The following is a 23,806-nucleotide window of genomic DNA, read 5'->3' as shown; positions in this document are numbered from 1 at the left end:
ATGTCCTTCGGCAAACGTTCAGCAAATGCACTAAAGCCGCCGCCGCAATCCCCGCAGTCGGCAAAGCCCGCTGCGCGTCCGGCGCAGCAACCTGCTGCGCCCAAGGCCGCGTCCGGTCCACCGCCTTTGCCAGGCGCTTCGAAATCCGCACAGAAGCCTGTCGCGCTGAAGCCGCCGCCAGACATGGAGAAAGAGCGCGTCCACAAGGTCGATACGCGCTCTGAAGAATATTACGCCACCAAGACGACCATCTTCAACGCCCTGATCGACACGATCGACCTCGGCCAGCTCGCCCAGCTCGATGCTGAAAGCGCGCGCGAGGAAATCCGCGACATCGTCGTGGAAATCATCAGTATCAAGAATGTCGTCATGTCGATCTCGGAGCAGGAACACCTGCTCGATGATATCTGTAACGATGTGCTGGGCTATGGTCCGCTGGAGCCGCTGCTGGCGCGCGACGACATCGCCGACATCATGGTGAACGGCGCCGACACCACGTATATCGAAGTGAACGGCAAGATCGAGCGGACCAATATCCGCTTTCGTGACAATGCCCAGCTGATGAACATCTGTCAGCGGATCGTGTCGCAGGTCGGCCGCCGCGTCGATGAAAGCTCTCCGATCTGTGACGCGCGTCTGCTTGACGGGTCTCGTGTGAACGTTATCGCGCCGCCGCTCGCGATCGATGGCCCGACGCTCACCATTCGTAAGTTCAAGAAGGATAAGCTGCGGCTCAAGGACCTCGTGAATTTCGGGTCCATCTCGGAGCCCGGCGCGGAAATCCTCCGCATCATCGGCCATTCGCGCTGCAACGTCCTGATCTCTGGCGGTACCGGTTCGGGCAAGACGACGCTGCTCAATTGTCTCACCGGCTTCATCGACCCGACAGAGCGCGTCATCACCTGCGAAGACTCTGCTGAACTCCAGCTCCAGCAGCCACACGTTGTCCGCCTCGAAACACGCCCGCCAAACATTGAAGGCTCAGGCGAGGTTTCGATGCGTGACCTTGTGAAGAACTGTCTGCGTATGCGCCCTGAACGCATTATTGTCGGCGAGGTTCGTGGCCCCGAAGCGTTTGACCTTCTTCAGGCCATGAACACCGGTCACGACGGCTCGATGGGCACGCTGCACGCCAACTCCCCGCGCGAAGCCCTCAGCCGTGTGGAATCCATGATCACGATGGGCGGCTTCTCGCTTCCTGCCCGTACGATCCGCGAAATGATCGTCGGCTCTATCGATGTGGTGGTCCAGGCCTCCCGTCTTCGCGACGGCTCGCGCCGGATCATGCAGATCACCGAAGTCATGGGTCTCGAAGGCGACACGATCATTCTTCAGGATGTGCTGAAGTACGAGGTCGAGGGCGAAGATGAAGACGGCCGGGTCAAGGGCCGTCACCGCGGCACCGGCATCGGCCGGCCACGTTTCTGGGAGCGCGCGTCCTACTACAATATGGAGCGCGACCTCGCCAAGGCGATCGATGCGCTGGACACCTGATGCTCGGCGGTGACCTCCTCATCTATCTCGTCGCAGGGCTCGCCTTTGTTGCGCTGGCGGGCCTCGGCTTCGTGCTCACAGGTGATGGCGGTGATAGCGCGGTCAAACGGGCAAAACAGATCCAGGAAGGCCGCAATGGCGGCAAGGCCAACCAGAAACAGGACGCGACCTCCCAGCGTCGCCGCCAGACCCAGCAGATGCTCGACAAGCTGCGTGAGCAGGATGAAGCGCGGCGCAAATCTCTCGTCCCGCAGGATGTTCGCGGCAAGCTTCTTCAGGCCGGTCTCGACATTAAACCGGAAGTGTTCTGGGCGGTCTCCGCCGGTCTCGCCGTCGCCTTTGCCCTGCTCGCCTTCATCTCCGGCGCCGAAGGTCCTCCGCCAATCGCCGGCATCGAAATCAAGTCGCGGCCTGCCATGATTATTGTGGCCTCGATCGTCGGCTTCCTTGGCGTGCCGCGCTGGGTCCTCGACATGATGACCAAGCGCCGTTACAAGAAGATGACCGCCCAGTTCGCCGACGCCATCGATATCATCGTGCGCGGTGTGAAGTCCGGCCTGCCGCTGACCGAATGTCTGCGCATCATTGCCCGCGAAAGCCCTTCTCCGCTGGGCAATGAGTTCAAGACCCTGACAGATAACATCCAGATGGGCACCACGGTGGAACGCGCCCTCCAGCAATTCTACAAGCGCGTGCCCCTGCCAGAGGTGAACTTTTTCGTCATCGTGTTGACCATTCAGGCCAAGTCCGGCGGCAACCTCTCCGAAGCGCTCGGCAACCTCTCCAAGGTGATCCGCGAACGCAAGATGATGCGCGAAAAGGTCAAAGCCATGTCGTCGGAAGCCAAGGCGTCTGCCGGCATCATCGCGTCGCTGCCCTTTGCGGTCGGCACAATGGTTTTCATGACCACTCCCAGCTACATGATGGAGCTTTTCGTAAAGCCGACAGGCCACATGATACTCTTCATGGGCGCAGGCCTCATGTTCACCGGCATCACGGTCATGCGCCGCATGATCAGCTTCGATATCTAGGGGAGAGACATGACCGGCTTCATCACCTCTCTCTCTGATCCGGCAATGCTGGCCTCGGTTCTCGCCGCGCTCGCCATGTTCGCCACCATTCTGTCGTTGACCATGCCCCTCCTGAAAGGGGACCGGCTTGAGACACGCCTGAAACAGGTCACCACCCAGCGCGAACGTCTGCGCCGTGCCAACCGCGACGCGCTGGAAAAGCGCGGTCTCAAGAAAGACAATTCCGGCCGCATCAGCGAGATTACCGGCAAGCTGAACCTCCAGAAGATGCTCGAAGACCCGAACGTCGAGCGCAAGCTGATTCAGGCCGGCATGCGCGGGCCACGCCCGCTCGCCATCTTCTATTTCTGCCGGTTCGTCCTGCCCATGGCGATGGCGCTTGTCTCCTTTCTCTACATCTTCTTCGTCAACGATCTGGGGCTCAATCCCCAGATGAAGATCGGTGGCGTGGTGTTCGGGGCCGCCTTTGGCTTCTACGCGCCGAACCTCTACGTCTCGAACAAGGCCCAGAAGCGCCAGCACTCCATCATGCGCGCTTTCCCGGACGCGCTCGACATGCTTCTGATCTGCGTTGAATCCGGCATGTCCATCGAGCTCGCCTTCGCCAAGGTCGGCGCGGAGATCGGCGCGGTTTCAGTAGAGCTCGCCGAGGAGTTCCAGCTCACCACGGCAGAGCTTGCCTATCTCCAGGAACGCCGCACCGCTTACGAAAACCTCGCCATGCGGACCGGTCATGAAGGCGTGAAGTCTGTCTGTATGGCGCTGATGCAAGCTGAGCGCTACGGGACACCGCTCGGCGATGCCCTGCGCGTCATGGCCAAGGAAAACCGCGACATGCGCATGTCAGAGGCCGAGAAAAAGGCTGCCGCACTCCCGGCGAAGCTCACCGTGCCGATGATCCTCTTTTTCCTGCCGGTCCTGTTCCTGGTCGTGCTCGGTCCAGCCTATATCAAGTATCAGGAAATGCAGGCTAAGAACTACGCCACCACCGAAGTGGGCGACTAGAGCTCGCATCCCGCCGAAGCGGACCTGAGTCTGGCTTTAACTGAAACTAGGTCGCGTGCGCGCCAGCCTTACCCGCTAAGCGAGCCACGCAATTGCGGCAGCGTGCGTTGCGCCGGTTCGGCGCGTTCCGGCACTTGCTGGACCTGCGGGGCCGGCGTCGCCGCTTCATCGCGCTTCAGCGCGTCATAGCTGCGCGCCGGGCTCAGCATATCGCGGATCGTCGATAGATTGGCCTCGACCGTGCGGGCAGGGGCGTGCGGGTCGACCGCGCGCATCTCATCGAACTCGCCCTGAAGACCAAGGATCAGTGCCAGGTTCTGGCGCACGCGAGCATCAGCGTCTGGCAGATTGTGCGCGGCACGAAGGCGCGCTTCGGCACCGGCAAGATCACCCGTCAGTGCCAGCGACAGCCCGTAATTGGCCAGCGTCGAGGCCCGGGTCGGCTCAAGCTCCAGTGCGCGGGCATAGGCGTTTTGGGCGTCGCGGTGACGCTCCAGCCTGTCCAGCGCGACGCCAAGCGCGGCATGCGCTGTGGCTTCTTGCGGCGCGATGACCGTCGCCTTGTAAAAGGCCTCGGCCGCTTCACCGGCCCGGTTTTCGGTCAGGAGTGCGCGGCCCATGATAAGCTGCAACTCATGCGAGGCCGGATGCGCCGGAATGGTTCGCGACAAAACATCGATGGCGCGTTCATGGCTGCCAATCTCGCGCAGGACGCTCGCAAATCTGATCGTGGTGTCGAGACGGCTCGGGTCCTTGCGGAACTCGGCGGCCCAGAAATTTGCCCGCGTCAGCGCATCTGCGCGCTCGATCTCGGCGATCTCTTCAGGGGTCGCAGGCGCCAGTTCCTCGGCATAGGCGGCTTCCAGCGTTGTTTCCGCCTCTGCCGTGCTCCGCGCCGCCTCGCTTGAGGCGCAGGCCGTTGTTAGCGCCAGCGCCATAAGGGAAACTGGATAAAGAGCTGCGCGTTTGGAAAACATCGGGCACCCTCTGCCGAACTGATTCATGGCGCGACCTTGCACGGCCAAGCCTCAAGGATCAGTTAACTGAGGTGACCATTGCCTTAACCTGTTAGACCTTCGAAGAGTTGATCCCCTATGCACAAAGCGTTCACCGCCAGCGCCGACAGCCCCGCAAAACTGCACTTCTTCCGCGCAAGCCAATGGAGCGATGGATCTGGCGACCTCTCTGACGGCCTGAAGGCCCAGGCAAGCGCGCAGGGGTTCAAGGCTGGCACCGGCGACATGGTCATCCTGGCTGACGCCAAGGGCGGGATCGCGGACGTGCTTTTCGGACTTGGCGACACCAGCGACGCGCTGGCTGTTGCAGCCCTGTCTGCAAAACTTCCTGAAGGCGACTATCAGGTCTCCCGCGATGGCGGCATGCCGATGGCGAACATCGCGGCAGGCTGGGCTGATGGCGCGTACCGCTTCGACCGATACCTGAAAGACAAGGCCACGCCGCCGCGTCTCGTGGTTGGCGATGGCGGCGATGCCGAAGCGCTGGATCGCGAAGCTGACGCGATTGCGCTCCTTCGGGACCTCATCAACACGCCGGCGCAGGATATGGGCCCGGCCGGCATCGAAGCTGCGATCCGCGTGCTGGCCGAACAATACAGCGCCGAACTCTCGGTCATCACGGGCGACGATCTCCTGAAAGAAAACTACCCCATGGTGCATGCCGTGGGCCGCGCCGCGCCTGAAGCCCCGCGCTTCATGGAGCTTTCCTGGGGCAATCCGGACCACCCGGAACTTGCGCTCGTCGGCAAGGGCGTCGCCTTCGACACGGGTGGGCTGAACCTGAAACCAGGCGCTGGCATGAAGCTGATGAAAAAGGATATGGGCGGCTCGGCTCATGTCATCGCGCTTGCCAAGCTGGTAATGAGCTCGAACCTGCCGGTCCGGCTGAAACTCTACGTTCCGGCCGTCGAAAATGCGATCGGCCGCGATGCCTTCCGCCCAAGCGACATCCTGCAGACCCGCAAGGGGCTCACGGTCGAGATTGACAACACCGACGCAGAAGGCCGTCTCATTCTTGGTGATGCGCTGACCCGCGCCTGCGAAAGTGACCCGGACCTCCTCGTTGATTTCGCCACGCTCACTGGCGCGGCACGCGTCGCCCTCGGCCCGGACCTTGCGCCCTTCTATACAGATGACGGCGATCTGGCCGACGCGATCACTGCAGCTGGCGCCGTCGCTGGCGATCCAGTCTGGCGCATGCCGCTCTGGGACCCCTACAAATCCATGCTGAAAAGCTCGGTTGCCGACATTCAGAACTCAGGCGGGCGCTTTGCCGGCTCTATTACCGCAGCAATTTTCCTCAAACAGTTCGTTGAGGCGCGCCGCTGGGTGCATCTCGATGTCTGGGGTTGGCGCCAGTCAAAATTTGGCCGCCCCGAAGGCGCCGCCGCCTGTGGCCTTCGCGCGATCTGGGCAATGCTGCGCACACGTTATGCCTGAAATGGCAGGGCGGGAGGGTGAACGCGCCCTCCTGCCTTGCATAAGAACAAAATTCCTGCTTCATAGCGAAATTCGATAATATCAGGAGTTTTTCTTCATGCGCGTCAAGCTGTCAGCGACTGCCACCGCCCTAGCCCTCATCCTTGCTGCCTGTGGTGAGACTTCAGCGCCTCAACAGGGCAACAACCCGGAGGCGGGCGCCGAGACGACAGAAACGGCCGCCGCGACCGATGCAGAGATTGAGGCAGAAACTGCCCGCCTGAATGCATGGTTCGACGAAAAGTACGAAGAACAGGTCATGATGAGCCCGATCCGGCTCACCTTCCTTGGCCGCAAGGAACGCAATGACGAGATTGACGACATGTCCTATGAAGCCGCGCAGGAACAGCTGCAGTGGCGCCTCGACACCGTCGCCGAGATGGAAGCCAACTTCGATTATGCGAAGCTGACACCAGAAGCGAAGAATTCCTGGGACATCTGGAAATACCAGGCAGAGCAGGCCGAAGAAGGCATGGAGTACTTCTATAACGGCTTCACCTTCGACCAGATGAACGGCGCGCAGAGCTTCCTGCCAACCGTTCTCATCCAGTTTCACCGTGTCGAAAATGAAGCCGACATGGAAGCCTACATCTCGCGGATCAGCGAAGGCGCCCGTGCAGGCGACCAGCTTGTCGCCATCGCGAAGGAAAGCGCCAGCCGCGGCGTCGAAACCCCTGATTTCGCGCTCGAAGGCGTGATCGAACAGGCCCGCAACGTCATCACCGGCGCCCCTTTCACTGACGGTGAGCCTTCTGACCTCTGGGCCGACGTACAGATGGAAATCTCCAATCTTCAGGAAGCCGGCGAGATCGACGAAGCACGCGCTGAAGAGTTGAGAGCGGCGGCAGAAACTGCCCTCGTTGAGGAATTCCAGCCAGCTTATGAGCGTCTGATCGAATGGGCCGAGGCAGAGCTCGAGGACGCCCCGGAAAACCCGACCGGCCTCACCTCACAGCCAGGCGGCGCGGAGTATTACGATTACCGCCTCAAAGTCTCGACCACGACAGACCTGACCGCTGACGAAATCCACCAGATCGGCCTCGACGAGGTCGAGCGCCTGCAGGGCGAGATGGAAGCGGTCAAGGAAGAGTTCGGTTTCGATGGCACGCTGCAGGAATTCTTCGTCTATCTGCGAGAAAACACGGATGACCGTGAGCTCTATTACGAGAACAATGACGAAGGGGCCGACCAGTACATCGCTGATGCAACCGCCGCCATCGACAATATCGAAGGCCAGCTGCCAGACTATTTCGGCATCCTTCCGCAAGCCGACCTCATCGTGAAGCGTGTCGAGTCCTTCCGCGAGCAGGACGGCGCCGCCCAGCATTACTACCCGGGCACACCGGATGGCTCGCGTCCGGGCACCTATTACGCCCACCTCTCCGACATGAGCGCCATGCCGAAGCGTGAGCTTGAAGTGATCGCCTATCATGAGGGCCTTCCGGGCCACCACATGCAGATTTCCATCGCGCAGGAGCTGCAGGACATTCCGCAATTCCGTACCCAGGCGGGCTTCACCGCCTATTCCGAAGGCTGGGGCCTCTATTCAGAACGTCTCGCCAGCGAAATGCCGGGCACGTTTGAAACCCCGCAATCGGAATTTGGCCGCCTCGGCTCTGAAATCTGGCGTGCCATCCGTCTCGTCGTGGATACAGGCCTTCACTCCAAGGGCTGGACCGAGCAGGAAGCGTTCGAATACTTCACCGAAAACGCTGCCGTCACCGACGCGCAGGCCCGCTCTGAAATCCAGCGTTACATCGTGATGCCGGGCCAGGCGACGGCCTACAAGATCGGCATGATCAAGATCCTCGAACTGCGCGAACACGCCCGCGAGGAACTTGGCGATGATTTCGACATCAAGGGCTTCCACGACACCATCCTCGGCGGCGGCGCCCTCCCGCTCGAAATCCTCGAACGCCGCGTCAACACCTGGATCGAAGACGTGAAGGCCGGCGAAGCCGATACGGCCGCCACGACCGAGGTCGAGACTGAAACTGAAACGATGGAACTGGAAGAGTAGGCTTTCCGCCTATTTCCGCACGCCCGCTCCCTCATCCTGAGCGACGTCGAAGGACGAGGGCGCAGGACACGAAACAGAAGCCCCGCAGCTGGCGCTGTGGGGCTTTTTTACGCCGCCGCCGGCTCCTGCAACTCTTTTGCCTTCATCGCCTCGCCGATATGATCGGCCAGGAGCCGCGCCTTGCCTTTCAGCTTGCCGCCGGACCAGACGACATGAAGCGGCAGTTCGGCCGCCTCCCACTCCGGCAAGAGCCGCGCCAGCTGGCCATCGCGGACTTTCTCGCAGACCAGCCAGTCCGGCGCCAGGATATAGCCGAGCGCGTCCTGCGCGCCCTGTATCAGCACGTCGCCTGACGAGGCCCTGAACCGGCCTGCCGCGCGCAGCGTCTCGACCTCGCCGCTTTCCTTATGGGTCATCTCCCAGACAGCCGCGCCGGTTTGCTGGCGAAGGTGCAGCGCGTCTTCGGGGGAGAGCTCCCCTGGCCGCGACACGTCTTTCTGCTGGGCGATATAGATGGGCGAGGCCCAGAGCTTTCGCGGGCTGAGCGCGATCCGCTTTGCCATCAGGCTGGAATCGGCAAGCTCGCCCAGCCGGAAGGCCAGATCGACGCCCTCCTGCACGATATCGGTATAGGAATCGTCCGACATCACATCGAGCGAGAGGTCGGGATAGCGCCGCATGAAACTCGCCAGCGCCGGGGCGATCACCACGCGCGACAGCGAATGCGGCACGCTGATGCGCAGCTGGCCGACGGCATCATTGTCCAGCCCGCGCACCTCTGCCTCTGCCGCCTCGAAGGCTTCGAGGATGGACCGCGCGCGATCATAGAATTTCGCACCAGACTCCGTCAGGCTGAGCGCCCGCGTCGTGCGCAGGAAAAGCTCCGCGCCAAGCTGCGCCTCAAGGTCCTGTATGCGGCGCGACACGGTGGGCTGGCCGATCTCGAGGTCGGCTGCCGCTTTCGAGAAACTCCCCGTATCCGCCACCCTGATGAAGAGCCGCATTGCATCCAGCCGGTCCATCGCCGCTCGCCTCCATATCGCCTCGCGCCCCTCCATATAGACACGCGCGCCGCGGACCGCGAGGGGGCAGGCCGCTAACGCGCCTCATCACGGCATCTCTCACCCATTCGTGAGCCCTCGTCACGCACGCGTCATTCGCGCATCTCCCGAAGAAGCGCTACTTCAAGCCCAAGCCAGAACACCACGGGGACACGCCACAGATGAACCGGATCAGACACGCAGTAGCTGCCGCCGCCATCGCCCTCACAGGCCTCGCCTTCGCGGCCCCGGCCCATGCCGACAAGGCGCCCGTCTATACCGGCACCTTCTCCAACACCGCCGTCCAGGGCCACGACCCGGTCGCCTATTTCACAGAGGGTCGCCCCGTCAAAGGCAGCCGCGATTTTACCACCGAATATGAGGGCGCTGAGTTCCGCTTCGCCAGTCAGGAAAACCTCGAGACGTTCCTCCTCGACCCGGAAAAATATGCCCCACAATTCGGGGGTTACTGCGCCTGGGCCATCTCGGAAGGCTACACCGCAAAAGGCGACGCAGACCACTGGGCCATCGTCGATGACAGGCTCTATCTCAACTACAACAAAAATATTCAGACCCGCTGGGAACAAGACCGCGCCGAGCACATTGATAAAGCGAATACGAACTGGCCGGAGGTTCTGAAGTAACAAGGCAAATCCCTCCTCCCCTCACCTCGCCTTGCCACTTCCGGCTCGAAGACCCTGCACTCCCCCCTCAGTGCAGGGTCTTCCTCGTTTCAGGCCCCAGTAAATTCGCAACGCACAGAGAAACGGCCAGGCCCTGATGAGGCCTGGCCGCTCGCCAGTCTGCAATGTCTGCTGCATGCCTATTTGCGCAGGATGATCCAGATCGCGTGGATGAGGCCCGGCACATAGCCAAGCAGCGTCAGCACGATATTCAGCCAGAAGTGAAGGCCAATCCCGACCTGCAGGAACACACCCAGCGGCGGGATAAGGATAGAAAGAAGAATGCGGATAAGATCCATGAAGTTGTCTCTCGTTTAAAGAGACACAAACGCCAGCTCAAGCGTCTCGTTCCGCTGCATATCTCCACGCCGCTCACCCCCGCGCAGGCGGGGGTCTCAGCCAGTCAGGGCGCAACGACCGCTTCACGAGATCCCCGCCTGCGCGGGGATGAGCGGTCTAAGAAAGACCTAATCCTCCCGCTCGGCCCATTCCTTCATGATGTGGTGCGCCACGGCAAAGGGCGGCGGCGCGAACACCTCCTTGTGCTCGCCTGCAAACACGGCCCGCATCTCCTCGCGGGTGAACCAGCGCGCGGTCTCCAGCTCATTCTTGTCGACGGCGATCTCGTCGGTCTCAGCCGGCAGGATCAGCCCGATCATCAGCGAGGACGGGAACGGCCAAGGCTGGCAGAACAGGTATTCGGTCTTGGCCGGGTCACAGTGGATGCCCGCTTCCTCATGCACCTCGCGCGCGGCCCCCTGTTCCAGCGTCTCGCCCGGCTCGATAAAGCCGGCAAGGCAGCTCCACATCCCCTTCGGCCACATCTTCTGGCGGCCCAGCAGGCACTTGTCGCCGCGCGTCGCCAGCATGATGGCGACCGGGTCCGTCCTCGGGAAATGCTCGGCAAAACACTCAGTGCAGGCCCGCTTCCAGCCCGCTTCCACCCGCCCACTCTCAGCGCCGCAGCGCGAACAGAACCGGTGCGAGCGGTGCCACTCGAAGAGCGACCGCGCGGTGGACGCCAGATTGGCCTCCATCTCACTCATCAGGCCCATCGCCATGCGGAAATCGGTGAACTCGCCCGTGCCCGCAATCAGCGAGGCTTCGACATCGAAATCCCTCGGCATCTCCACGGCAAAGATAGGCGTCTTGTTCTTGTCGAGGCCAAGAAAGAGCGGCTCACTGTCCGGCGCGAGCTTTGCCGCTTCCGGCCCCAGCCAGACAAGCCCGCCATCCCGGGCCAGCAGGGGCAGCCCCCCTTGCATCAGCAGGACAAGCACATCGTCGCGGGCATAGGCGGCGGCCAGCCAGTCAGCATCGGTGCGGTGATGGCCCGCCCGGTCAATCGGGCGCGCGCCCAGCGATATGAATTCGGAATTGGTGGTTGTTGCAGTCATGCACACAGACCTATCAGCAATCGCCCCCTTGTCACCCCGCTTTCAAAACGCGATATGGGCATCAGGAGGCTGGCGGTGGACGAAGTCCTCGCCAACCGGGTCAGGTCGGGAACGAAGCAGCCCTAACGAGTTTCGCTTCGGGTCACTGTCCAGTCTCCGCTTTCAATTCCTGAATTCCGATCTAGTCTGCGCGGATGATTGCAAAATCGTTTGCGCTCACCGCGGCCTTTGCCAGCCTGTCAGTCGCCGCTGAAGCCTGCTCTTGTTTGCCGCCGAAAACTGTTAGCGAGAAGGTGGGCGGTGCCGATCATGTTTTCGTCGGCGTGGCTGAAGAGACCCTCCGTATCGCGACAGAAGGTGATGAACGAGGCTCATCCGGGTATGTAACCTCTTTCAAAATCACGCAGGCCTACAAGGGCGCATCCGGAGCGCGCATTTATGTGCGTCACCCTTCGGAATTTTCGTCTTGCAAGGTCAGCTTTGAACCGGGTGAAGAGCGATTAGTATTCGCGAGCGACGGCACAGATTATTTTCCTGCGACGAACGCCTGCGCCTTACACGGCTACACACGATACGGACAAAATGTGCGCACCGCGCTGGAAGCCACGCAATCGCCCGAATAACTAGCTCTCGCTAACCGGGTCAGGTCGGGAACGAAGCGGCCCTAACGACTTTCGTTTCGAGTTGCGGTTCAGTCTCCGCTTCGGTTTGTTTTGACTTCACTAGATACCTATTCCTTCTGAGTGCAGTTCACTGCAGAGCTCTGCTGGCTGTCTACAAGTGTTTCGAAAATATCAGCTAATGAGATTGGCGATGTCCACGATTCGGCATGCACGACAGTCTGTGCCGTCTGCTCATTCAATGAGGGGCTTATTTTTAGCACTGCTCGAGAAGCCACGCCTATCGCCACTATTATCAGTCCGATTGTTACAAACTGCGCAATTGGTCTAAGGCTTCTGCCGGAGGCAAAGAAAAGAGTTACAAAACATAGTATTATAAGAAGCAAATCTATGTAATCGCCATTTAGAATGCTCATCACATATTCAGCTGGATTAAATTTAGAATGATCAATACTTTTAGTAAAATATTGTTTTATTCTTTCATGTCCAAAAATTTGATACACTTTAACAACAATTATGATCAATCCCATATTTACTAAATACAATATAAATATAGATCTAAATCTGTGGGAAAAAATATTTTTCCATCCACCTCTACGTATATATTTCCAAGTTTTTTTGAATAGTTCTTGGATATAGATTACTTTTGCCCTTATTGCCTTCGCGCTTATTGTATCTATCTTTCTCCAAATAAGTATAGATATCGCTATCAATAATATTGAAACAATTATAGTATAAAAAACTATTGCCGCAAACAATAAGAATTTAAATTCGTGCGTGAACTCAAAAGTATCTAAGAATGGAAGTATCAACAAAAAATATAGTATGGATCCGGCGGCAATAATATGCACAGAGAGCAATGCTCGGTGTGTAACTCTGAGAAGAGAGTGGTAAAAGCTTGCTCTTTTGTATTTTTCCTCTGCTTCTTTCCTTATGCGAAGAAGATTTTTCTTAAAAAGTGTGGGTGGTGGTTTCTTAAAAAATGCACGGGTAACCGCAGATCCTAGCAAAACGGCTATGATGCTTAGAATGTCTTTTTGATAGCCTCGGAGGTCGAATGGTAAATGCAGCAGAGAAAAAAATTCGGACCATAATGCCCTTATGAAATCTCGCCATAACACAAGAAACTCATCGTAAAACTGAGCCATCTGCAGCCAGTTTTGATTGGCTGCCCAAATTAGGGCGCCGCCTACGAAGAAGAGCGACTTTAACGATATAAAGGCTTCGTTCTCGCTTCCAGAGTCCCGCTTCTGCATTTATAAGGCCCCACGTTTACCCCGAAATGGATAGAACATTAGATCATTCAAGCATTGATGTTTCTTCCAGGCTAGCCAACTGTCACCCGACAAACTTTACTATAGTTACACATCTGACGTCAGCTTATCGTCGACGAAACGGCTAGGACGATGCCGACGCGCTGGCCGCGACGGAGATTCAGACATAGGCTTTAGGCGTCGCAAGTTAGCGAGGTTCCTCTGCTTATTCAGCCACGCGCAAGCTCTATCTGCTAAATTCACAGACTTTTGATGGGCCCCCTTATCTCTTAACTGAAATCCGTCCACTCAACTGATTCTCGGGTGTTACGAACTAATGCCAGCCTTCGCACGAATGAGCGCATCCACGGTCAGGTGTGCTCTTCCCGCTTTTCGTCATCCCGGACGCCGCAGGCGATCCGGGACCCAGCCGCTTAAAAACGCGCTCGGTCCCGGATATGTGCTGGCGCAAATTCCGGGATGACGACCTCCAGCTTCCCTCATCCCGCAGAACCCCCACCCCAAAACACCGCCCAGACACCGCCGGTACACCGTGCAACCACCCCGAGCGCACCAAAAACATCCGCCCCCCGGCGCGCCCGTCTAGGCTCCGCCTCCATGATCGACCGCGACTTCATCCTCGACACGCTTGCCGCCCTCGAAATATGGGTCTGGCCCATTTTCCTGGTCGAGGTTTACCGGCTCGACCGGTACCTCAAGGCGGAGCGCGCCAAGGGCGGGTCCGGTCTGGTGGGCTATAGCGTGCTGAAGACCGGCCGCATCATTATCACGCTGGACGTGCGCGGGGACCGAAAACCTGCCAATGACTGGACTGTCTTTGCCGCGCGCACCCCTTGGGAAAAGCTCGACCCCGAGGCGCGCGCAAGCGCCCTGATGGCGCGGGCTGGCGAGGGGATTGGCATCATCATTGCGGCGACGGGGCTGGGCGCCGTGCTGGCCGGGCAGGGCGGTCTGCTCACCGGCCTGCCGCATGTGCTGGTGCCGCCTTAGGGCCTGCGGGAAAAATCCAGGGTTTTCCAGCCGCACCCGCGATGGGTCTGCGGCCGCTGGTGCTGGCCCCACCACGACCCTCCCCAGAGGGGAGGGGGCGCAAACCCCGAAAAGTAAGGCGCTTTCCTGAAAACCCTATGCGACGCCATCCCCCTCCCGCTGGGGAGGGTCGGGGTGGGGAAGCAGCTACCCCAATCCCCGCAAAAAGTTCGCCGCCACATCCAGATGCTTCTGACGTTTCTCCCCGTCCATCTTCTCGGCCATCGAGACCATCATCGCCCAACGCGGATTGCCCGCCAGTGCCTCGCGATTACGCCAGATCCAGCGCCAGTAAAGGCCATCCCAGATGTCGCACCACTCGCCTGTCTCATGGTTGCCCATCTTGCGGATATAGGCTGAGCCGGAGAAGTAAGGCTTCGTCGTGATGCGCCCGCCATCGGCGTTCTGGCTCATCGCATAGGCGTTCGGCACCATGACCCAGTCATAGCTGTCGGCGAACATCTCCATGAACCATCTGTAGATATCGTCCGGGTCGATCTCGCAGATGAACATGAACCCGCCGAGCACCATCAGCCGCTCGATATGGTGGCAGTAGCCGGTCTTGAGGATGCGCTTGATGACATCATCAATGGGGCCGATCCCCGTCTCACCGGTCCAGAAGCTTTCCGGCAAACTGCGCGTATGGCCCCAATGGTTCGTGGTGCGCATCGGGACGCCGATATCCTCATAAGTCGCGCGCATGAACTCGCGCCAGCCAATGACCTGCCGGAGGAAGCCTTCGGCCGAATTCATCGGGATGTCTTTGGTCACGATGAAGGCTTTCGCCGCATCCAGCACCAGCTGCGGCGTCAGAAGTCCGATATTCAGCATCGGCGTGATCGCCGAATGCCAGAGGAGGGTCTCGCCCTCCAGAATGGCGTCCTCATAGGGGCCGAACAGCTCGAAGCGCTCATTCAGGAATTGCCCAAGCCAGCTCTCGGCATCCTCATGGCTGGTCGGCCAGTAGAGGGTGTCGAGCGAGCCGTAATTGTCCGGGAAGTCCTTTTCGACCGACCGCCGCGCCTCTTCCTCGATCTCGTCAGGCTCTTTGGCGGGCAGCTGGGGAACGCTCTCTCTGAGCTTCTTCGGCACCTTCTTGCGGTTCTCATCGTCAAAGCTCCACTGGTCGCCCTTGGGCTTGTCGCCGTTCATGAGGACATCGAACTGGCGGCGCTGGCGTTTGTAGAACTCCGCCTGGAACCACGACTTGTGATCTTCCCGCCACGCCCGGTTCTCGCCCGGCGTGTTCAGGAAAAGCGGGGTGTTGATCAGCGTCAGCTCTAGGCCTTCAGCGTCGCAATAGGATTTGAGCCGTTTTTCCAGAATGAAATCAGATGGGTCGCAGGTCATCACCTCATCGAAACCGGCCCTGGCGAGGCGCGCGATTGTTGGCTTGAGAAGCGGCTTGCCGGCGTCATAGCGAATATACTCAAAGTCCGGTTTCAGTCCTTCGAGCCGCTTGGCATAGCGCGACATCGAGGCCCGGTGCAGCCAGAGTTTCTGCTTGTGAAAGCGCATGGGATATTGCCGGTCGCCAAAGAGCAGCGTGTCCTCGACAAGGCAGATCCGGTCCGGGCGCTTGTCGAGCCCCGGATGGTTGTTGAAAAGCTGGTGCGGGAAGATCAGGAGTGCCTTGGTCATCGCTTGCTGGAGCTAGGGCGATCGGTTCGCAGGCAAAGGCTGCAAAACCGCCCGCATGCCATTGCCGAGACCCCCGAGTCCCTGCCATTAGTAAACGGGCATGAGCGATGAGACAGACCTTCCCGGCGCCGAAGAGCGCGACGACGCTACCTTCTCCATGTTCGCGGAGGAGGAAGCGGCCCCCGCAAAGGCTGGCGCGTCCTATCAGGTGCTGGCGCGCAAATACCGACCGAAGCTTTTCTCTGACCTGATCGGCCAGGAAGCGATGGTTCGCACGATGCGCAATGCGTTCGAGCTGAACCGCATCGCCCACGCCTTCATGCTGACCGGCGTTCGCGGCGTCGGCAAGACAACGACAGCGAGGTTGCTCGCGCGTGCTTTCAACTATGACGGTCCCGATCATGCGGGGCCTAGCCTCAAGCTCGACCCGCCGGGGGAGCACTGCAAGGCCATCATGGAGAGCCGCCACCCTGACGTGCTTGAGCTCGATGCAGCCTCCAGAACCGGTGTCGCCGATATGCGCGACCTGCTGGACGGCGTGCGCTACTCGCCCCAGTCGGCGCGCTACAAGGTCTACATCATCGACGAAGTTCACATGCTGTCGACGGCGTCCTTCAATGCGCTCCTGAAGACCCTCGAAGAGCCGCCGCCACATGTGAAGTTCATCTTCGCGACGACCGAAATTCGCAAAGTGCCCGTCACGGTTCTCTCGCGCTGTCAGCGGTTTGACCTGAAACGGCTCGATACCGGCGAACTGGCCGCGCACCTTGGTAAGATTGCTGGCCGCGAAGGCGCAAAGATTTCCGAAGAGGGCATCACACTGATCGCCCGCGCTGCAGAAGGCTCCGTCCGTGACGGGCTTTCCATCCTCGACCAGGCCATCGTGCAGGGTCTCGATGGCGGCGAAATTACCGGCGCAGCCGTTCGCGACATGCTCGGCCTTGGCGACCGGCTGCGTCTGCTAGATGCCTTTGAATACGCTGTCACTGGCAAGGCGAGTGAGGCGGTCAGCGAGATTACCGATCAGATCCAGATCGGCGCAGATCCGCTGATCCTGATGAAGGATCTGCTTGAGATCGCCGCAGACGTCGCCACGGTTCAGGCGATGGGCGATAATTATGTCCTGCCCGGCCCGTCCGACTGGACCACCCGCACCCGGCAGATCGCTGACAGTGTGACCCCGGCGCAGGCCCAGCGCAACTGGCAGATCCTGCTGTCGGGCTATCGCGACACCCAGAGCGCGCCGGAGGCAGATGTGGCGCTTCGCATGGTTATCCTGCGGCTTGTGACAGCTGCCAGCCTGCCATCGCCCGAGGATGCCGCAAGGCTGATCGCCCAGGGCGGCGGGGGCAGCAATAACGGATCAAGCGGCCGGGGCCGGGGCGGCAAGGAAGACCCGAACGTGGTGCCGGTTGGCGGCGAGCCGGGCGCGAAGCTTTCCAAGTTCGACGATGTCCTCGACTTGCTGGAGAAAGAACGTGAACCCGTCCTATGGGGCGAGGCGAAGGCCTATATCCGGCCATCGGTCTTTGCCGACGGGACGATAAGCTGCGACCTGAAAGACGGCGCGCCGGTGGACCTGCTTCGACGCCTCACAGATTTTCTTGAAATCTCGACCGGGCATGAGTGGGATGTGCGCAAATCGCGGCCCGACGCGCCCGGCGAAACCGTCAGTGAGCGCGAGGACCGGCTGAAGCAGGAGCGGATCGAAGCCGTTCGGGCCGATACCGACGTTGCGGCGGCGATCGAAGCTATTCCGGGGCTTCAGATTCTGGATGTTCGCGGCAGTGACAGCCTTGAACAGCCGCCCGTGGAGGACAATGTCGTCCCCTTGCGCGTCGCCAACCAAAGGAAAGGGTAGGTCGTGGGAATGAAAGACCTCTCGAAGATCATGCAGCAGGCCCAGGAAATGCAGGCCAAGATGCAGGAAGCCCAGCAAAAGGTCGAACAGATCGAAGCTGAAGGTGTTGCCGGAGCCGGACTGGTGAAGGTTCGCCTGAAGGGCAAGGGCGAGATGATTGGCCTCAGCATCGATCCGTCCCTCCTCAAAGATGAAGCCGAAATCATCGAAGACCTTGTGAAGGCCGCCCATGGCGATGCCCGCAAGCGTCTGGACGAGGAAATGGAAAAGGCGATGAAGGAAGCCACATCCGGCTTCGGCGGTTTGATGCCTGGCTTCAAGATGCCTTTCTAGCCTTCAATGAGCCAGAAGAGCGCCGGACCTGAAATACTGAAAATGATTGAGCTGATCGGGAGGCTTCCCGGTCTGGGGCCGCGTTCGGCCCGCCGCGCTGCGCTGCACCTGTTAAAGCGCAAGGACCAGCTCCTCATGCCGCTAGCCGATGCGCTGGCGGACGCCGGTAACCGGATTGAGCAGTGCAGGACGTGCGGGAATTACGACACGCTGCAGCCCTGCGCCGTCTGTCAGAATACGGGCCGGGACGACAGCGTCATCTGCGTGGTCGAGGATGTGCCGGACCTCTGGGCACTTGAACGCGCGAGCGCCTTTCGTGGGCGCTATCACGTGCTCGGCGGTGTGCTGTCGCCGCTCGATGGCGTGGAGCCAGAAGACCTTACCATTGGCATGCTTGTCGACCGGGTGAAGGGCGGCGAGGTTCGCGAAGTGATCTTTGCGCTCAGCGCCACGCTCGATGGCCAGATCACGGTCGATTATGTCCGCGACCGGCTCGAGGGGTTGGATGTCACGACCACGCGGCTCGCCCAGGGCGTGCCGCATGGCGGTGAGCTTGATCATCTCGATGAAGGCACGCTGGCCGCTGCGATGCGGTCCCGGCGGTAGTAAGGCCCCACCCCGACCCTCCCCGCAAGCGGGGAGGGGGCGATGCTCACACTGGTAAGCGTAAGCTCTAAGCGCTGCGAACCGGCATCCCCTCCCCGCTTGCGGGGAGGGTTAGGGTGGGGTTTTCAGGGAATAAAATGCAGGTTCGACTATTCGACAGCGCGTTCCTTGGCCCGTTTCCAGGCAGGGCGGTTCAGATTGCGGTCGTAATAGGCCTTGAGGTTCTTGTAGGGCGCGAGTTCCCCGAGGCGTTCGGCCATGTTGGCGATATAGGTCACGCCGATATCAGGGGCCTGGAACTTGTCGCCAAGGATGAACTCGCGGTCGGCAAGGTGCTTGTCCAGAAGGCCGAGGTGAAGCGGCACCTCGCCATCAGCAAACGCCTTGTGAACCGGAGAAGGATTATCGCCTTCGCGGGCCTGCAACATGCGCATGAAGAGCGGCAGGAAGGCCGAGCCTTCGGGGTAATGCAGCCAGCGCTGGTATTCGGCCCAGGCTTTCTTGTCAGACCGCGGCGGCGCGAGTCTGCCGTCCGGGTCATAATGGTCGACCAGATAGGCCGCGATCGCGCCGGACTCGGTCAGCATGACACCGTCGACTTCGAGCGTTGGTGATTTGCCGAGCGGCGTGGCGTTCTTCAGATCTTCCTGTGAACGGAAGGTCTCCGGATGGCGGTGATAGACCTCCAGTTCATAATCGAGGCCAAGCTCTTCCAGCAGCCAGACCGTGAAGATCGAGCGCCCGATGCGCAGGTGATGGAGTTTGATCATTCGAGTGGCTCCCTGGCCTATTCGTTACGGTCGATGCGGTAGACGACGCCGTCCATATTGGCGGTCGCTGCATAGAGGTTGCCGTCCGGACCGATGGCGACATCGCGGAACGGGATTTCGAGATCGGCCATGAGGTCGGCCTGGCCGGTGACATTGCCGTCCTCATCCAGCATCACATGAACGAGTTTTCGGCCCCGCGGACCATTCATGGCCCCGATGATGAGATCGCCCTGCCACTCAGACCAGACATCACCGGTCACCAGAGCCATGCCTGATGGCGCGATGGAGGGGACCCACTTTACGACAGGCTGTTCCATGCCAGGCGCTTCGGTTTCTTCGGTGAGAATGGTGCCGTCATAGTTCACACCATAGGTGATCGCTGGCCACCCATAATTATTACCGGCCTCGAGGCGGTTAAGCTCATCGCCGCCCTTCGGCCCATGTTCGTGTGCCCAGAGGATCTCGCGGGCATCGTCCCAGACAAGGCCCTGCACATTGCGGTTCCCATAGGTCCAGACGCCTGGCGCGCCCTCACTGCCATCGGCGAATGGATTGTCTTCAGGAAAGGACCCGTCCGCGTTTATGCGCACGGTCGTGCCGTGGTAGTTCATCGGGTTCTGGGCTTCATCCATATAGCGGAAGCCTTCACCGAGGGTGAGAATGAGCGTTCCATCGGGAAGGAAAGCGAGCCGTCCCCCGAAATGGTGGGAAGTTTCGCGCGGGGTGGACGAGAAGATTTCCTGAACCTCGGTCAGCTCGCTTGCATCTTCGGAAAGGGTGCCAGACACGACGGCCGTCGAATTTTCGGCCTCCGTGCCCTTGGCATAGGCGAGGTAGAGTTTCCGGTTGGACGCAAAATCCGGGTCGAGCGCCATGGCGAAATAGCCGCCCTGTGCGTTGACCAGGGGCTCTGGTGCGCCGGCCACCGGTGTTTCGACAAGCTCACCATCCCGCAGGATGCGAATGTTTCCATCCCGCTCTGTGATCAGCATCGTGCCGTCTGGCAGGAACAGCATGTCCCATGGAAAGCCGAGGCCTTCTGCGACCGGGGTCAGGCGAAACCCGTCTTCGCTGACCAGCGCCGCGCTTGCGGTCGTCTCGCCTGTCTCCGCTCCGGTCGTGTTATCGGAAGCGTCCGTAATTGCACTGTCGCCGCCTGATGCCGGCGCCTCATCTGAAGATGGCGAGCAGGCGGTCGCCAGGAGCAGGGCGCTCGCGGTCACTAGCAGGGTTTTCATGGCATTTTCCTCAAGACTGTCGCGCTCAATCTAGGTGCTCGGCGGGGTAACGCAAACAGGCGGGACAAAAGAAAAGGGGCGGCCCTTGTCCAGGACCGCCCCTCATTCAGTCAGATGTTACGTCAGGCTCTACCAGCTCTTGCGGACCCGCACACCGTAGAGGCGTGGTTCGGTCAGGAAGATGTTGGAGAACAGACCCGAGGAGTCATCGGTCAGGTAACGGCCGGTGACAACTTCCTCATCGGTGACGTTCTTGCCGAAGATTTCAAACTCGAGACCGTTCTCGTCATTGTAGAACTGGAGAGCGAGGTTGAGGTTGTTCCAGCTGTCGAGCTCGTCGCTTCCGGTGTTCCAGACGCGGCTGAAGCTGTCACCCTGATAGTAGTAGTCGCCCCGGATACGGGCGGCCCATGCACCGTTGAAGAGACCTTCGAAGGTGTATTCTGCACCGAAGCTGAAGGTCGTCTCAGGCGCGCCCGGGATGGCGTTGCCCTCCAGATCCTTCGCTTCGCCGTCGAACGGGGTCAGGCCGCCAATGGTCCGGGTCTGGCCATTGGAGTCGGTGTAGGAAACTGTGGGCACCCCGAAGGCTGCTTCCTGTCCGGCAAAGGCCCCGACGCAGAGGCCCGCAGTGGAACCAGGTGCGAGGATGCCGCCCTGGATTGCACCGAGAACCGTGGCGTAGCCCTGAGCCGACACAACACAGTTCGAATAGCTCGACGCATTCTTCAGTGTCACGAGGTCAGCCCGGCTATTGGTACGATCAAGCACATCAATGGCAAATGTGTCTTTAATCTCGGTATCGAGGAGGCCGAGATTGGCGTTGATCACGAAGGTGGAAGCCGGGTTCCAGACTGTCTCAAGCTCGAAGCCCTTGATCTGGGCATCGATGTTGAAGTTAGCCGAAGACCGGTTCACGATTTGCGTGATCTGGTAGCCTTCATAGTCATAGTAGAAGCCAGTTGCGTTGAGCTGAAGTGCTCCCCCAGCCAGCGTGTTCTTCGTGCCGAGTTCGTAGGAGTTGATGAACTCCGGATCGAAGGTCTGCGGGAAGTTGTTGGCCCCTGCCGGTTGTGGCGGGTTGATGCCGCCGCCTTTGTAGCCTCGTGAGTAGAAGGCGTAGAGCAGCGTATCCTCGGTGAAGTCCAGGGCTGGCTGCCAGTCGAGACCGATCCGTCCCGTGGTTTCCTCGAAGGCGACATTGTAGGTGCCATCGCCAGCATCATCAGGCGCGTTGCCCGGGATTGGCTGCGGCGACAGATCTGCCTGCGCGGCTGGGTTTGGCACGAAGAGAGCGGTCGGAATATTTGCCTGCTCCTTCTTGTCATCAGTGTAGCGCAGGCCGACGGTCAGCTGGAGGTCCTGGGTGATGTCGAAATAGCCCTCGCCGAAGATGGCGAAGGATTCGAGAGTGTAAGGCGACAGCGAGCGGAAATAGTTGCCGCCGAACCCGCCGAAATTGCTAACCGGTCCCACCGATGGGCCAGCCGTGTCGATCGGAACAGGCCCGCCGAAGACGCCGCCGCCAGTTGCATTGTTGAACTGGGTGAGGGCTGTCAGCGTGTTGGACAGAACGACATAGCCAGCCGTCGGGTCAGCAGGGTCGATGGCTTCGAAATCGACGGAGATGGCGCCGAGATTGAAGTTGAACCGGCCATCGTAATCCGACTGGAGACGAAGTTCGTGTGTCGTCTGTTCGCTACCGCCGCCCGAAATATCGAACGTTCTGAAGATGTTCGATGCGCCGAGCTGAGGATCGCTCACGACGCCGCCAGGGAAGAGGGCGTTGTAGAGGTCAGCGGCCGGGCTGATGCCAGGAGGCACAGCTGAGAGATCGTTGAACGCTACGTTCGGCGCGATCTTGTTATAGTCCTCAACGGACACGGCCGAGGTTTCATTATAGCTACCGAGATAGGTCAGCAGCAGCGAGTCAGTGAGGTCGAACTCAGCTTTCCAGGTAAAGAGTTCCTGGTCCGCTTTATAGGCTGGATCGAAGGCCGACTCGATCGTGCGCAGATCCTGGATGAGCGGCGTGGTGAACGCGTCGCCATTCAGAAGGCCGGCAGCGATACCCAGGCCGCCGCCAAGCGTACCGGCAGAGTTCACACGATCCGTCGACTGGCTGAGCGGGGCTTCCTGACAGCCAAGGCTGGTATAGATCTGATCGGCGCCGCCGATCGGGACGCCCCCGAAGCTCGTCATGAATGGATCCTTGTCGCAGAGCTGTTTGCCCGAGCGCAGACGCGAATCGTCTTCTTCGAAATAGTCGTACGAGATCCAGCCGCGAAGCCGGTCTGTCGGCTCAACCGCCAGCGTCGCGCGGATGCCATAGAGGTCCCGGTCGTCAATGTCGTTGCCGGTAACAATATTGTCCACATAGCCGTCACGCTGAAGCAGCGAGCCGGCAACGCGAAGGGCGGCGCGATCACCCAGTGGCACGTTCAGCATGCCTTTGGCCTTGAACGTATTGTAGTTGCCATAGGTCAGGTTGAGGTCGGCCTGGAATTCCTCAAACACTGGCTTGGCAGTAATCACGTTGATCACGCCGCCAGTGGCGTTCCGGCCGTACAGCGTGCCTTGCGGGCCGCGCAGCGTTTCAACGCGTTCCACGTCAAAGAATTCCGCTTCGAACAGGCGGTTCGCGGTCAGCGGTACATCGTTCTGGTGGACACCGACGCCGGCGTCACCGGACTGGGCCACAAGGTCGACACCGATGCCGCGGATCTTGAAGTTATAGGAGCCGCCGAAATTGCCCTTGGTGAAGGACACGTTCGGAATGGAGCGGACGAGGTCAGGACCACCTGTCAGCTGGAGCTTTTCCAGCGCTTCTTCATCGAAGGCCGACACAGCGATCGGAACGTCCTGAATGGATTCCTCGGTCTTCTGCGTCGTCACGAGAACGGTACCAAGCGTCCGGCGGACTTCTACATCGCCGCCGCCATCATCCTGCGCGGTCGCGACCGGCGCAAAAAGGCTCAAAGCGATCGCCGAAGCGCCCGCAAGCATTAGATATTTTTCGGGTGTTTTCTTAGTCATCTCAGCTCCTCCCAGGAGGGCAGCTCTTTTTTATGAGCCGTCCCAATTGTTGCGTTTCCTCATGGGCCAGCCTTTTTCTGGCTGTGCCCCGGCAATCAGTTGATCGGCAGATGTGACAAATTGTCAACCACATACTCGGCTTGCGGGAACTTGCCTATTTGCCGTGTTTTTTCGGTAACTAAGAGCTGACGCTAAGGAAGGATTAGCTTGGAGCCGCCCCGTGGCTCTGCTAT

Annotated in this window: 20 protein-coding genes and 1 other RNA gene; 12 read left to right on the top strand and 9 right to left on the bottom strand. The window is 59.9% G+C overall.

Going from position 1 to position 23,806, the window contains the following annotated elements; genetic code table 11:
- From F550_RS0109330 to F550_RS0109320, 3 genes are read left to right on the top strand one after another with little or no spacing between them, the layout of a single operon-like run.
- A complete protein-coding gene (locus F550_RS0109330; protein ID WP_051076828.1) occupies nucleotides 1-1,494 on the top strand; it encodes a CpaF family protein in 1,494 nt (497 codons plus the stop codon).
- Complete coding sequence (locus F550_RS0109325; RefSeq protein ID WP_018148281.1) at nucleotides 1,494-2,525, top strand: type II secretion system F family protein; 1,032 nt, start codon at nucleotides 1,494-1,496, stop codon at nucleotides 2,523-2,525. The genes F550_RS0109330 and F550_RS0109325 overlap by 1 nt, the downstream gene beginning before the upstream one ends.
- A 9-nt stretch (nucleotides 2,526-2,534) precedes the next feature.
- Entirely contained in the window at nucleotides 2,535-3,530 is a 996-nt protein-coding gene (locus F550_RS0109320) for a type II secretion system F family protein (protein WP_018148280.1), read from the top strand.
- A gap of 68 nt (nucleotides 3,531-3,598) precedes the next feature.
- Here F550_RS0109320 and F550_RS0109315 read toward each other — a convergent pair whose 3' ends face one another.
- Entirely contained in the window at nucleotides 3,599-4,507 is a 909-nt protein-coding gene (locus tag F550_RS0109315) for a tetratricopeptide repeat protein (protein ID WP_018148279.1), read from the bottom strand.
- A gap of 117 nt (nucleotides 4,508-4,624) precedes the next feature.
- Here F550_RS0109315 and F550_RS0109310 point away from each other — a divergent pair, with 117 nt between their 5' ends.
- Nucleotides 4,625-5,986: a leucyl aminopeptidase family protein gene (locus tag F550_RS0109310; RefSeq protein ID WP_018148278.1), complete on the top strand. Its 1,362-nt coding sequence runs from the start codon at nucleotides 4,625-4,627 to the stop codon at nucleotides 5,984-5,986.
- Nucleotides 5,987-6,083: 97 nt separating this feature from the next.
- Complete coding sequence (locus F550_RS0109305) at nucleotides 6,084-8,045, top strand: DUF885 domain-containing protein (protein ID WP_018148277.1); 1,962 nt, start codon at nucleotides 6,084-6,086, stop codon at nucleotides 8,043-8,045.
- Nucleotides 8,046-8,152: 107 nt separating this feature from the next.
- Here the strand turns inward: F550_RS0109305 and F550_RS0109300 are convergent, their stop codons facing one another.
- Entirely contained in the window at nucleotides 8,153-9,067 is a 915-nt protein-coding gene (locus tag F550_RS0109300) for a LysR family transcriptional regulator (protein ID WP_018148276.1), read from the bottom strand.
- Nucleotides 9,068-9,276: 209 nt separating this feature from the next.
- On the opposite strand from F550_RS0109300, the gene F550_RS17420 reads away from it, so the two are divergent.
- On the top strand, nucleotides 9,277-9,729 hold the full coding sequence (locus F550_RS17420) for a YHS domain-containing (seleno)protein (protein WP_407637657.1): 453 nt from the start codon (nucleotides 9,277-9,279) through the stop codon (nucleotides 9,727-9,729).
- Between the two features lie 179 nt (nucleotides 9,730-9,908).
- On the opposite strand, the gene F550_RS18935 is transcribed toward F550_RS17420, so the two are convergent.
- Both F550_RS18935 and nudC read right to left on the bottom strand, forming a co-directional pair.
- Nucleotides 9,909-10,067, bottom strand: a complete 159-nt coding sequence (locus F550_RS18935) for a YqaE/Pmp3 family membrane protein (protein WP_018148274.1) — start codon at nucleotides 10,065-10,067, stop codon at nucleotides 9,909-9,911.
- A gap of 168 nt (nucleotides 10,068-10,235) precedes the next feature.
- Complete coding sequence (gene nudC / locus F550_RS0109285; RefSeq protein ID WP_018148273.1) at nucleotides 10,236-11,165, bottom strand: NAD(+) diphosphatase; 930 nt, start codon at nucleotides 11,163-11,165, stop codon at nucleotides 10,236-10,238.
- 64 nt (nucleotides 11,166-11,229) lie between these two features.
- Here nudC and ffs point away from each other — a divergent pair.
- Together ffs and F550_RS0109280 are read left to right on the top strand one after the other, a co-directional pair.
- An RNA gene (gene ffs, locus F550_RS18930) (signal recognition particle sRNA small type) lies at nucleotides 11,230-11,326 on the top strand.
- Nucleotides 11,327-11,359: 33 nt separating this feature from the next.
- Complete coding sequence (locus tag F550_RS0109280; protein ID WP_018148272.1) at nucleotides 11,360-11,788, top strand: hypothetical protein; 429 nt, start codon at nucleotides 11,360-11,362, stop codon at nucleotides 11,786-11,788.
- Between the two features lie 107 nt (nucleotides 11,789-11,895).
- On the opposite strand, the gene F550_RS0109275 is transcribed toward F550_RS0109280, so the two are convergent.
- A complete protein-coding gene (locus F550_RS0109275) occupies nucleotides 11,896-13,041 on the bottom strand; it encodes a hypothetical protein (RefSeq protein WP_018148271.1) in 1,146 nt (381 codons plus the stop codon).
- Between the two features lie 615 nt (nucleotides 13,042-13,656).
- Here F550_RS0109275 and F550_RS0109270 point away from each other — a divergent pair.
- Nucleotides 13,657-14,049: a hypothetical protein gene (locus tag F550_RS0109270; RefSeq protein ID WP_018148270.1), complete on the top strand. Its 393-nt coding sequence runs from the start codon at nucleotides 13,657-13,659 to the stop codon at nucleotides 14,047-14,049.
- A gap of 186 nt (nucleotides 14,050-14,235) precedes the next feature.
- On the opposite strand, the gene F550_RS0109265 is transcribed toward F550_RS0109270, so the two are convergent.
- Complete coding sequence (locus F550_RS0109265; protein ID WP_018148269.1) at nucleotides 14,236-15,729, bottom strand: cryptochrome/photolyase family protein; 1,494 nt, start codon at nucleotides 15,727-15,729, stop codon at nucleotides 14,236-14,238.
- Nucleotides 15,730-15,829: 100 nt separating this feature from the next.
- Here F550_RS0109265 and F550_RS0109260 point away from each other — a divergent pair, with 100 nt between their 5' ends.
- The 3 genes from F550_RS0109260 to recR are packed head-to-tail and all read left to right on the top strand — an operon-like array spanning nucleotide 15,830 to nucleotide 18,529.
- Nucleotides 15,830-17,590, top strand: coding sequence for a DNA polymerase III subunit gamma/tau (locus F550_RS0109260; RefSeq protein ID WP_018148268.1), 1,761 nt, complete (start codon nucleotides 15,830-15,832; stop codon nucleotides 17,588-17,590).
- Between the two features lie 9 nt (nucleotides 17,591-17,599).
- A complete protein-coding gene (locus F550_RS0109255; RefSeq protein ID WP_018148267.1) occupies nucleotides 17,600-17,923 on the top strand; it encodes a YbaB/EbfC family nucleoid-associated protein in 324 nt (107 codons plus the stop codon).
- Nucleotides 17,924-17,929: 6 nt separating this feature from the next.
- Nucleotides 17,930-18,529, top strand: coding sequence for a recombination mediator RecR (gene recR / locus F550_RS0109250; protein WP_018148266.1), 600 nt, complete (start codon nucleotides 17,930-17,932; stop codon nucleotides 18,527-18,529).
- Nucleotides 18,530-18,678: 149 nt separating this feature from the next.
- Here recR and F550_RS0109245 read toward each other — a convergent pair whose 3' ends face one another.
- The 3 genes from F550_RS0109245 to F550_RS0109235 form a co-directional block, all read right to left on the bottom strand.
- Entirely contained in the window at nucleotides 18,679-19,299 is a 621-nt protein-coding gene (locus F550_RS0109245) for a glutathione S-transferase family protein (RefSeq protein ID WP_018148265.1), read from the bottom strand.
- A gap of 17 nt (nucleotides 19,300-19,316) precedes the next feature.
- Entirely contained in the window at nucleotides 19,317-20,537 is a 1,221-nt protein-coding gene (locus F550_RS0109240) for a PQQ-dependent sugar dehydrogenase (RefSeq protein ID WP_018148264.1), read from the bottom strand.
- 129 nt (nucleotides 20,538-20,666) lie between these two features.
- A complete protein-coding gene (locus tag F550_RS0109235) occupies nucleotides 20,667-23,573 on the bottom strand; it encodes a TonB-dependent receptor (protein WP_026180680.1) in 2,907 nt (968 codons plus the stop codon).
- Between the last annotated feature and the right edge of the window lie 233 nt (nucleotides 23,574-23,806).

It is taken from the genome of Henriciella marina DSM 19595 (assembly GCF_000376805.1).
Taxonomy (GTDB): Bacteria; Pseudomonadota; Alphaproteobacteria; order Caulobacterales; family Hyphomonadaceae; genus Henriciella; species Henriciella marina.
The sequence above is the reverse complement of the archived record's forward strand: the minus strand, read 5'-3'. Positions and strand labels throughout refer to the sequence as shown.